The 11,376-nt window shown below is 48.6% G+C and carries 8 protein-coding genes and 1 pseudogene; 7 read left to right on the forward strand and 2 right to left on the reverse strand.

Annotation, left to right across the window (positions count from 1 at the left end; all coding sequences use genetic code 11):
• Positions 1 to 413, reverse strand: a pseudogene (locus ACOJS8_RS15835) (hypothetical protein); the annotation flags it as partial.
• Between the two features lie 654 nt (positions 414 to 1,067).
• On the opposite strand from ACOJS8_RS15835, the gene ACOJS8_RS15840 reads away from it, so the two are divergent.
• Both ACOJS8_RS15840 and ACOJS8_RS15845 read left to right on the forward strand, forming a co-directional pair.
• Entirely contained in the window at positions 1,068 to 1,823 is a 756-nt protein-coding gene (locus ACOJS8_RS15840) for a hypothetical protein (RefSeq protein ID WP_420149517.1), read from the forward strand.
• 343 nt (positions 1,824 to 2,166) lie between these two features.
• On the forward strand, positions 2,167 to 3,258 hold the full coding sequence (locus ACOJS8_RS15845) for an ATP-grasp domain-containing protein (protein ID WP_420149518.1): 1,092 nt from the start codon (positions 2,167 to 2,169) through the stop codon (positions 3,256 to 3,258).
• Positions 3,259 to 3,352: 94 nt separating this feature from the next.
• On the opposite strand, the gene ACOJS8_RS15850 is transcribed toward ACOJS8_RS15845, so the two are convergent.
• Positions 3,353 to 3,568, reverse strand: coding sequence for a hypothetical protein (locus ACOJS8_RS15850; RefSeq protein ID WP_420149519.1), 216 nt, complete (start codon positions 3,566 to 3,568; stop codon positions 3,353 to 3,355).
• A gap of 200 nt (positions 3,569 to 3,768) precedes the next feature.
• Between ACOJS8_RS15850 and ACOJS8_RS15855 the strand changes: the two genes are divergently transcribed.
• The 5 genes from ACOJS8_RS15855 to ACOJS8_RS15875 all read left to right on the forward strand — a co-directional run.
• A complete protein-coding gene (locus tag ACOJS8_RS15855) occupies positions 3,769 to 5,427 on the forward strand; it encodes a TldD/PmbA family protein (RefSeq protein ID WP_420149520.1) in 1,659 nt (552 codons plus the stop codon).
• Positions 5,428 to 5,513: 86 nt separating this feature from the next.
• On the forward strand, positions 5,514 to 6,878 hold the full coding sequence (locus ACOJS8_RS15860) for a TldD/PmbA family protein (protein ID WP_420149521.1): 1,365 nt from the start codon (positions 5,514 to 5,516) through the stop codon (positions 6,876 to 6,878).
• A gap of 69 nt (positions 6,879 to 6,947) precedes the next feature.
• Positions 6,948 to 8,588 carry a TldD/PmbA family protein gene (locus ACOJS8_RS15865; RefSeq protein ID WP_420149522.1) on the forward strand — a complete coding sequence of 547 codons (1,641 nt, stop codon included), beginning with the start codon at positions 6,948 to 6,950 and terminating at the stop codon, positions 8,586 to 8,588.
• 62 nt (positions 8,589 to 8,650) lie between these two features.
• A complete protein-coding gene (locus ACOJS8_RS15870) occupies positions 8,651 to 10,000 on the forward strand; it encodes a TldD/PmbA family protein (protein WP_420149523.1) in 1,350 nt (449 codons plus the stop codon).
• Between the two features lie 94 nt (positions 10,001 to 10,094).
• A partial coding sequence (locus ACOJS8_RS15875; protein WP_420149524.1) for a TldD/PmbA family protein occupies positions 10,095 to 11,376 on the forward strand: 1,282 nt, incomplete at its 3' end.

The following is an 11,376-nucleotide window of genomic DNA, read 5'->3' on the forward strand; positions in this document are numbered from 1 at the left end:
GTATCACCAGTCTTCTGAACGCCCTCATACCGATTCAATGACGAATTGTACGTAATATCAAATGAGTTAAGAATCGTACCTGATATAGCGGATAAGGGATCAGAGGCAGGATTTGGTGCGCATTGCTGAAGCTGAATAACAAACCCCATTCGCTCGGGACCGCTAACGGTAGCTGTAACACTACCTCTACCAGCAGGTAAACTTCGAGTTGCGCTTGCAAGAGTGCCAGACCCTGTGATTGGGGCCGCTCCACTATTACCAATGGTAAAGCCTACTGTAAATTGGGAACCAACGTTCTCTAGTGGGTTCGGCGTTAATGTATTGGCTGTGACGGCAGGGTCAGCACCAGATTGAGCCAGACTGTTAAATGTCAGAAAGCTGGCGATTCCGAAAAGTAGTATAGATCTAATCATATGGAGGCAAAATTAATAGTACAGTTCATAAATACGTATAAGTCCTCTTTCAAGTTTTACGTCAGTTAATAATTGATCTTAATTTTAACGCGACAATTTATATATACTATCCGACAAATTTATACACCTATAGTTATAAATTTTTACAATTACTTATTTAATGGGATTTAGAGTATAAGCTAAATCAATTACGATTCATGCAAGTAATCTTTCTATATAATCTCTACACTAGTATAAACTTTTAATATAAAAACATACATAACCCTGCGTTATATCCGTAAAATTGAGAATAATCGCTAAAACTAATATGATTTCATATATCAACCTATCCTAAACGACTTGTTAAATCTCCCCTTTGACACGCTTCTTTAGCAATAAACATAGTAATTAAATCGGCTCTGGGTCACTTGTTTCGAATATTTAATCCAGGTAATACTCTCTCCCCGTACCTTCTTATTCGTGTCTTTCCATTAACAACTGTTGCGGGTGATCAAGCCATTTTCCAACTCGTTTCACCCAGCCCTCTACACAGTTCAACTGATACTTTGTGCAGTTCGCACAGGAGGCACTACGTCGACCGAATCTGCTCTTATATGTTTGTTGTGTTCAATCAGGAAAATACAAATACCAAAAACACAAATCAATATGTTATCCATGCCAACTTTTACCAAATTGGGCGTTTTTGCCCTTACCATTACGCTTTCGATCAACACTGCTCTGGCGCAGCAGCCTGTTCGACGTACGGCCTCGAAGTCGACCGTCCGGCCAAAAACATCGGTAGCTACCCGCACTACGTCTACCCCGGTTAGAAAGCCAGTGGCAGCCTCAACCACGCAACGAGCGCAGGCGGTTCCTACCCATACACAAGCTCCTGCCCCCGCTGCTCCGGTAGAAACTCGTCAGGCTGCTCCACAGCAACAGCCTGTTGCAAGAACGACGTACGGGCGTCCGCGGGTATCATCAAATCACGCCCATCGGAACGTCTATCTTAATGCGGGCGTTGGTTTGGCTGCGTATTACGGTGGCGGTTTCCCAATTGGCGTATCCGTCGAGGTGGAAGCTAAAAACAATTTTTCAGTTGGTGGCTCGATTGATTACTACCACTACAATTACGGCTATTATTCGGGGGGCTATAACTTCATTTATGCGGGAGCACGTGGTTCTTATCACTTCCCCACAAATAACAGTGCGTTCGATCCTTATATCGGTGCTACGTTAGGCTTCCGTTACGCTGGCTATAAAGACTCGTATGGTTACAGCTATTACGACTATGGCGGTGGCTACAACAGTGGCCTCTACGTTGGTATCCATCTTGGCGCCCGCTTTATGTTCAGTGAAAAAGTAGGGGCATTTGCAGAAGTAGGCTATGGCGTATCAGCAGTAAAACTAGGGTTAGCTGCCAAGTTTTAATTAGAAGCCAGTGTTCCTTGAATAAAAACTTAATCCATCCACACTACATAACTACATATCATGAAGTCAACACAACACATCCGCACCATCCTTCGCTCCGAACGCTCACGCTTACTGGGAATGGAAATGATCGTATTGCGCCCCGTTCGTCGTACGTCTGCTCTCCCGAACGGCCGATAATTTTACTGGCTAACCAGCAGCGAAAGCCCGGCTTCAGTCGGGCTTTTTTGCTTTAGTAAAAAATGGACTGCATTATTGCTACTACATCGCATTGAGCAAACACATAGTTTCGTTTCCAGTTATTTCACCAAGACCCTGTTACTTGGCATTTAATTCATTGATCATGAGCAAACAAACAAAAATTGGTATCTTATTCGGTCAGGAGAACACGTTTCCACAGGCGTTTGTCGACCGCGTCAACGAAAAACAAAGTACGTTTCCGGCTGAATTCGTTAGTATCGACCAGGTTGAGCAAAGCGTTCCGACTGACTACGCTGTTATTATCGACCGTATTTCGCAGGATGTACCGTTCTATAAAGCCTTTTTGAAAAATGCAGCGCTGACCGGCACTGCGGTTGTCAATAATCCATTCTGGTGGAGTGCCGACGAGAAATTTTTCAACAATGCGCTGGCTGTTCAGCTTGGCGTTCCAGTTCCAAAAACGATTCTACTTCCCTCGAAAGAGCGGCCTGACGACACAAACCATAATTCGTTTCGGAATTTGAAACATATGGATTGGAACGGTATTTTCCAGCATATAGGCTTTCCAGCGTTCATGAAACCGCACGCCGGTGGTGGCTGGAAAAGCGTGTATAAAGTCGACAATCCTGAGCAGATGTTCAAAGCGTATGACGAAACAGGGCAACTGGTCATGCTGTATCAGGAGGCTATCGACTTTACCGATTATTTCCGCTGCTATTGCATTGGCGGCAAAGACGTACGTATCATGCCGTATGAGCCGCGCAATCCGCACCATCTGCGTTACGCTGCTGAGATGAAAACAACGGGCGACGCTGGTAAAAAGCTACTGGCAACGATGACTGACTACGTACTGAAACTAAATCACGGCCTTGGATACGATTTCAATACGGTAGAGTTTGCCGTGCGCGACGGTATCCCCATCGCAATTGATTTCTGCAACCCGGCTCCCGACGCGGATGTTCACTCGGTAGGGCAAGAAAATTTTGATTGGGTTGTGGAAGCGGCTGCGAACATGGCCATCGAGCGGGCTCAGAAACTTCAGAAAGGTAAAGACAATCTTACCTGGGGTACGTTTGTTCGAGGTTCGGTGGGTCAGTCCTCTCTGACCCCAGCTAAAGACACGAAAGCCACTAAAGCCACGGTAGGTGATAAGACGAAAGAAGTGTCTAAGCCAACTTCTAAAGCAAAAAAAGAAGAGGCTCCGGTAGCAAAACCAAACAAGAGCAAGAAATAAACCAGAAATTATGATTTATGATTACAGGTTTATGATTTAATCACAAGGCATTGACAAATCACAAATCTGTAATCATAAGTCAACGTATTACCTCTTACAATCCAATCGTTTTCGGGTCGATACGTGCGTCCCGCGCTGATGACTGCAAAATAGCCAGCATTTCTACATAGCTAAATAGACGCCCGTCAATATAATCGTACTCCTCAGGATCGGCGAACGTTCGCTTCTCCTCCAAATCCCGAATATTGGCATGGACAGTAATCAATACGTCCTGTATAAACTCTTCTAGTTGTTGCGAATACGTAGTCATTGGCAGTATAAGGATAATCTATTAAATCAATCTGCACAAATTAAGCTTTTCAGAATAATATTGGGTATTTATACGCAAATGCCAATTTGCCATTTGTCACAAAAAAGTCAATTAATGCAGACCTATCCATTATTTTTGGCCATATTCGTGTTTCTACGTAGCTGAAACCCAATCATCAACAAGTTATTTAGTACAATTACATGCGAAGAAGAGATTTTATCCAGTTGTCTGGGCTGGGCATTGGTGGCTTACTTACGTCCCATATCCCAGTATTAGGCAATTCGGTATCGTCGGGATACCTGAGCGAAATGGCCAGTCGCAGTTCGGCAGTAGACGTGGCCACAAAAAAACGCTTAGCCGACATTGCCCTAAATGCCGCAAAAAGTAAAGGTGCTACCTACACCGATGTCCGGATCGGACGTTATTTACAGCAATACCTTTTCACCCGGGAAAAACAAGTACAAAATATCGTTAATGCCGAATCGTATGGCATTGGGATTCGGGTGATTGCCAATGGTACGTGGGGTTTTGCCGCAACCAGTAACGTAACGCCCGAGGCCATTGCCAAATGTGCCGAAACCGCCGTTGCGATCGCCAAAGCCAACTCAAAGCTATTGAAAGAACCCGTTCAACTAGCTCCGCAAAAAGGTGTTGGCGAGGTTAGCTGGAAAACGCCGATCAAAAAGAATGCCTTCGAGATACCCGTTCAGGAGAAAATCGATCTGCTAATGAAGGTCAATGCGGAAGCTATGAAAAATGGAGCCGCCTTCGTTACGTCGAATCTGTTTTTTATCAATGAGCAAAAATACTTTGCTTCCACCGACGGTTCTTATATCGATCAGGATGTTCATCGCATCTGGCCAACTTTTACCGTTTCGGCAGTTGATCGGGCGGCCGGAAAGTTCAAAACTCGTGACGCACTTAGCTCGCCAATGGGCATGGGCTACGAATATCTCGATGGACTAGCTTCTGAAAAAATCGCAGCGCCCAATGGACTTGTAGGCTATCGGAACTCCTACGACATGGTTGAAGATGCTACGTTAGGTGCTAAACAGGCCAAAGAAAAACTTACCGCCAAAACCGTACAGCCGGGTAAATACGATCTCGTTCTCGACCCAAATCACCTGGGGCTGACAATTCATGAATCCGTCGGTCATCCGACCGAACTCGATCGGGTGCTGGGTTACGAAGCCAACTACGCCGGTACGTCGTTTGCTACGTTAGATAAATGGAAAAGTAAGTCGTTCAACTATGGCAGCAAGCTGGTCAATATTGTAGCCGACAAAACCCAGCCTTATACATTAGGTACTGTCGGTTATGACGATGAAGGTGTTCCCTGCAAACAGTGGGACTTGATCAAAGATGGTATCCTGGTCAATTATCAGGCTATCCGCGACCAGGCAGCTATTTTGGGAGAAAAAGAATCGAACGGCTGCTGTTACGCCGACAACTGGGATTCAGTGCAATTCCAGCGCATGCCGAATGTATCGCTGAAGCCCGGCACCGAAAAACGCTCGGTTTCGGATATGATCAAGGGCGTCGACAAAGGCATTTACATCATCGGACGCGGCTCGTATTCAATTGACCAGCAGCGGTATAACTTCCAGTTTGGCGGGCAATTGTTCTACGAAATCAAGAATGGCGAAATCGTAGGTATGCTTGACGACGTAGCGTATCAGTCGAACACTCAAGAGTTCTGGAACTCCTGTTCGCAACTGTGCGATAAAGACGATTACCGCACGTTTGGTTCGTTCTTCGATGGCAAAGGTCAACCTTCGCAGGTCAGTGCCGTTTCGCACGGCAGCGCGACTACTCGCTTTAACGGTGTTAACGTAATCAATACAGGACGGAAAATATAAGTAACAGTGGCTAGTCATCAGCCGCTGGTAGTTAATAGGAAATAAATACTGCCGACTGATAACTAGCCACTAACGATTCTAAACTCATGGCTATCTTAACCAAAGAAGAAGCAAAAAAGATACTTGACAAAGTGCTCTCTTATTCGAAAGCGGATGAGATGAGCGTTAGCTTATCGGGCGGCAGAACGGGGAATATCCGCTACGCCCGGAACGCCGTTTCGACCAGTGGCGAATCAGATAACCTTGCCCTTGCGATCACGGCAGTGTTTGGCAAAAAATCGGGTACCGCCACCATCAACGAGTTTGACGATGCCTCGCTGGAAAAGACGGTCCGTCGGGCCGAAGAGATTGCTCGGTTAGCACCCGAAAATCCCGAATATATGCCCATGTTGGGGCCTCAGACGTATCTACCCGCTAATCCATACGCCGAAAGCACCGCCAAAATCGACCCCAACTACCGGGCACAGGCTGCTTTTGATAGCATCGATCCCTGCCGCCAGAAAAACCTGACAGCCGCCGGGTATATGGAAGACACAAGCAATTTTACGGCTATTGCCAACAGTAAAGGCTTGTTTGGTTATACCCAAAATACCAGTGTTGAATTTTCTGTAACGGTACGTACCGCCGACGGAATGGGCTCTGGCTACGCTACCGGCGACGTAACGGACACCTCGAAACTAAATACCAAAGCCCTAACGCAGATTGCCATGCAAAAAGCGCAGGCATCGGTAGGTGCAAGAGCGTTGGAGCCGGGAAAATACACGGTGATTCTGGAACCAGCTGCTTTAGTATCTAACGTAGATGCTTCGCTGCTGGCCGCGATGATGAATTCCATCGACGCCCGGAACGCCGACGAAGGCCGTAGTTTTCTAAGCAAAAAAGGCGGAGGCACTCGGCTAGGCGAAAAACTATTCGACGAACGCGTAACGATTTATTCCGATCCATTGAACCCTGAAGTTCCGACTTCTCCGTTTGGTGGCGGAGGTGGCGGCCGTTTCGGTGGTGGAGGGGGCGATGGCCGACCTTTGGAAAAAATTACCTGGATCGAAAAAGGTGTCGTAAAGAACCTGTCATACTCGCGTTACTGGGCCGACAAAAAAGGCGTAAAAGCGGTTCCGGCACCGGCTAATTTTATTATGGAAGGCGGCACGCAATCGTTGGCCGATATGATCAAAAGCACTGAAAAAGGTATTCTGGTCACGCGCTTCTGGTACATCCGTCCCGTTGATCCGCAAACCTTATTATACACCGGTCTTACCCGCGACGGTACGTTCTATATCGAAAATGGGCAGATCAAGTTTCCGATTAAGAACTTCCGCTTCAATGAGAGCCCGGTTATCATGTTAAATAACCTGGAAGCGTTAGGCAAACCCGTCCGAATCGGCGGCAATTTAGTTCCTCCCCTGAAAATCAGAGACTTCACCTTCACAAGTTTGTCAGACGCAGTATAACAGTTGCTGGTCGTTACCGCTCCGGTGGACATATAACGATTAGCGACTATTCACTATTGACTATTATTCATGAACCGTCGCGATTTTAATCAACTTCTTAGCATGGGTACGGCTGGCATACTAATGCCATCTTTACCCGCTTTTTCCCGTACCGTAACACCCGAAGCCCTGCTCGAACCGGGTCTGGACGTAGCGGTTAAAAAGCGGCTGGCCGATGCCGGTTTGAATGCCGCCAAAGCCAAGGGCGCTACGTATGCCGATGTGCGTATTGGCCGCTACCTGAATCAATTTGTGCTCACCCGCGAAAATAAAGTACAGGGAATCATTAACGTCGAGTCGTATGGCGTTGGGGTTCGCGTAATTGCGAACGGCTGCTGGGGGTTTGCGTCCGTCGGCGATGCCCGCGATGAAGCAGTTGTTGCCAAAGCAGCCGAAAAAGCGGTGACCATTGCCAAAGCTAATGCTCGACTCTTGACGGAACCCGTCCAGCTCGCTCCCCAGAAAGGATTTGGTGATGTGACCTGGAAAGCGCCCATCAAGAAAAATGCCTTCGAAGTCCCCATTAAAGAAAAAGTTGATTTGCTGCTGGCCGCTAATGCCGAGGCCATGAAGAACGGCGCCAACTTCGTGAACAACGTATTGTTCATGGTCAACGAGCAGAAGTATTTTGCTTCCACCGACGGTACGTATGCCGATCAGGACATTCACCGGATTGGACCAAGTTTTACCGTAACAGCCGTTGACCCACAGAACGGACGGTTTGCTACACGTAACTCATTAAGTGCTCCAATGGGCATGGGCTACGAATACCTCCAAACCAATCCAGCCGATAAACTGACCGGCGTAACGACCCGCTACAACAAGGGCTACGACATGCTGGAAGATATTACCTCAGCCGCAAAACAAGCCAAAGAAAAGCTATCGGCGAAGTCGGTTGAAGCGGGTAAATATGACCTGGTGCTCGACCCCTCCCACCTCTGGCTCACCATCCACGAATCGGTCGGACACCCCCTCGAACTCGACCGCGTGCTGGGATACGAAGCTAATTACGCCGGAACCAGTTTTGCTACGTTGGATAAGTGGCAGGCCAAAAACTTTGCCTACGGCAGCAAACAAGTCAACCTGTTTGCCGACAAAACCCAGGTGGGCTCGCTGGGGGCGGTGGGCTACGACGACGAAGGGGTCAAAACCAAACAGTGGGATCTGGTCAAAGACGGCATCCTGGTCAACTACCAGGCCATCCGCGATCAGGTCCACATCATCGGTGAGAAAGAATCCCAGGGCTGCTGCTACGCCGACAACTGGAGCTCGGTGCAGTTCCAGCGCATGGCCAACGTCTCGCTGGCTGCGGGCAAGACGCCCTTGTCGGTCCAGCAGATGATCAAGGATGTCAAGAAGGGCATCTACATCATTGGGGATGGCTCGTTCTCGATTGATCAGCAGCGGTATAATTTCCAGTTTGGGGGTCAGTTGTTTTATGAGATCAAGGATGGTCAGATTGCGGGCATGCTCAAGGACGTAGCCTATCAGGCCAACACACGTGAGTTCTGGAACTCCTGCGTGGCGGTTTGTGACCAGAGCGACTATCGACTAGGCGGGGCATTTAATGATGGTAAAGGCCAGCCTCCCCAATCGAGTGCGGTCTCCCACGGCAGTGCGACCACCCGTTTCAACGGGGTGAACGTCATCAACACAGCACGCAAAATCTAAACGTACGTATTTACGAACCGAACGCGGTCCGTGAATACGTACTAACTCTCAACAGCTAAAAAATGGCCATCCTGACGAAAGAGGAAGCAAAAAAAATCATTGATAAAGTGCTGTCTTATTCAAAGGCAGACGAAATGAGTGTGAATGTATCGGGTAATCGTACGGGGAATATCCGCTACGCCCGAAATTCAGTATCGACAAGTGGCGAATCGGATAACCTTGCCTTGTCGATCACCGCAGTATTCGGTAAAAAATCGGGCACCGCCACCATCAACGAGTTTGACGATGCCTCGCTGGAAAAGACGGTCCGTCGGGCCGAAGAGATTGCTCGGTTAGCGCCAGAAAATCCCGAATATATGCCCATGCTGGGACCACAGACGTATCTGGAAACCAGTACGTATGCAGAAAGTACAGCGAAAATTGATCCCGAGTTTCGAGCCAAAGCCGCTTTCGATAGTATTGATCCCTGCCGCCAGAAAAATCTGACGGCAGCGGGTTATATGGAAGATACAACTGGCTTCTCGGCAATTGGCAACAGTAAAGGGTTATTTGGCTATAATCGGTCAACAGGCGTTGATTTTTCTATTACGGTCCGCACCGCCGATGGCTTAGGTTCAGGTTATGCGAATCCTGATGTCAACGACGTAACGAAACTCGACACGAAAGCTACTACGCAAATTGCCATGCAAAAAGCTATGGCATCAGCCAGCGCCCGCGCCCTGGAACCCGGAAAATATACGGTAATTCTGGAGCCGACAGCGTCTGTTGAACTGCTACAAAATATGATACGTAGTATGGATGCCCGGAACGCTGATGAAGGTCGTAGCTTCCTTAGTAAGAAAGGGGGCGGTACGCGTCTGGGCGAGAAGCTATTCGATGAACGGGTAACCATTATCACCGATCCGACAAATCCTGACCTGCCTTTATCGCCCTTCGGCGGAGGAGGTGGCGGCCGTTTCGGTGGCGGAGGGGGCGATGGACTTCCTCAGGAAAAGCGAACCTGGATCGAGAATGGCGTGGTCAAGAACATGTTCTACTCGCGCTACTGGGCCGACAAAAAAGGCGTAAAAGCCATTCCGCCCGCCAGTGGCTTTATTATGCAGGGCGGCACACAATCGCTGGCCGACCTGATCAAAAGCACCGAAAAAGGCATTCTGGTCACCCGCTTCTGGTACATCCGTGCTGTTGACCCACAAACGCAATTGTACACTGGACTGACACGCGACGGTACGTTCTACATCGAAAATGGGCAGATTAAGTTTCCGGTAAAAAATTTCCGCTTCAACGAAAGCCCGGTAATTATGCTCAACAATGTAGAAGCCTTAGGAAAACCCGTTCGGGCAGGCGGGAATTTGATTCCACCGATGAAGATTCGCGACTTTACATTTACGAGTCTTTCCGATGCTGTATAATTTTCCTTTGACACAAAAGCACAGCGTTCGTAAAGCATTATGATAGCTCAGCAACTCTGCGTCTTTTGTTATCTGTATTTAAATTCCTACCACCATGAATCGTAGAGACTTTAATCAACTCCTAGGCATGGGGACAGCCGGTATTTTACTGCCCAAGCCCCCCGCCTTTTCCCGATCCGTAACGCCAGAAGTTTTGCTTGAACCGGGTGTAGACGTAGCAACCAAGAAACGCCTGGCTGATGCGGCTATGAACGCGGCAAAAAGCAAGGGTGCTACGTATACCGATGTGCGCATTGGTCGCTACCTGAATCAATACGTTATTACGCGGGAAGACAAAGTTCAGAACATTGTCAATACCGAATCATACGGCGTTGGCGTACGGGTTATTGCCGATGGTTGTTGGGGATTTGCCGCCATTGTGGATGCCAAGAGCGAAGCCGACACAGCCAAAGCAGCCGAACAAGCGGTAGCGATCGCGAAAGCCAACGCGAAGCTCATGAAAGAACCTGTCCAACTCGCTCCCCAGAAAGGATTTGGCGAAGTAACCTGGAAAGCGCCTATCAAGAAAAATGCCTTCGAAGTCCCCATCAAAGAAAAAGTTGACCTGCTGATGGGCGTGAATAGTGCCGCGCTGAAAAACGGCGCTAACTACGTGAATTCCATCCTGTTTATGGTCAACGAGCAGAAATATTTTGCCTCCACCGACGGGACGTATGCCGATCAGGATGTTCACCGCATCTGGCCAATTTTTACCGTAACGGCCATTGACCCCAAAACTGGGAAGTTCGAAACGCGCCAGTCACTAAGTGCGCCAATGGGCATGGGCTACGAGTATCTACAAACCAACCCCAGCGACAAGATAACGGGCGTAACGACCCGCTACAACAAGGGCTACGACATGCTGGAGGACGTAACGGCAGCGGCAAAACAGGCACGAGCCAAGCACACAGCCAAGTCAGTCGAAGCGGGTAAATATGATCTGGTGCTCGACCCCTCCCACCTCTGGCTCACCATCCACGAATCGGTCGGCCACCCCCTCGAACTCGATCGCGTGCTGGGATACGAAGCCAACTTCGCCGGAACCAGTTTTGCTACGTTAGACAAATGGCAATCGAAAAACTTTGCCTACGGCAGCAAACAAGTCAACCTGTTTGCCGACAAAACCCAGGTGGGCTCGCTGGGAGCAGTGGGCTACGACGACGAAGGGGTCAAAACCAAACAGTGGGATCTGGTCAAAGACGGCATCCTGGTCAACTACCAGGCCATCCGCGATCAGGTCCACATCATCGGCGAGAAAGAATCCCAGGGCTGCTGCTACGCCGACAACTGGAGCTCGGTGCAGTTCCAGCGCATGGCCAACGTCTCGCTGGCTGCGG

The organism is Spirosoma sp. (genome assembly GCF_048594605.1).
Classification (GTDB): Bacteria; Bacteroidota; Bacteroidia; order Cytophagales; family Spirosomataceae; genus Spirosoma.

Coding starts and splice junctions, on each gene's coding strand:
- ACOJS8_RS15840 (WP_420149517.1), top strand. CDS start 1,068: ATGCCAACTTTTACCAAATTGGGCGTTTTTGCCCTTACCATTACGCTT.
- ACOJS8_RS15855 (WP_420149520.1), top strand. CDS start 3,769: ATGCGAAGAAGAGATTTTATCCAGTTGTCTGGGCTGGGCATTGGTGGC.
- ACOJS8_RS15845 (WP_420149518.1), top strand. CDS start 2,167: ATGAGCAAACAAACAAAAATTGGTATCTTATTCGGTCAGGAGAACACG.
- ACOJS8_RS15865 (WP_420149522.1), top strand. CDS start 6,948: ATGAACCGTCGCGATTTTAATCAACTTCTTAGCATGGGTACGGCTGGC.
- ACOJS8_RS15850 (WP_420149519.1), bottom strand. CDS start 3,568: ATGACTACGTATTCGCAACAACTAGAAGAGTTTATACAGGACGTATTG.
- ACOJS8_RS15860 (WP_420149521.1), top strand. CDS start 5,514: ATGGCTATCTTAACCAAAGAAGAAGCAAAAAAGATACTTGACAAAGTG.
- ACOJS8_RS15870 (WP_420149523.1), top strand. CDS start 8,651: ATGGCCATCCTGACGAAAGAGGAAGCAAAAAAAATCATTGATAAAGTG.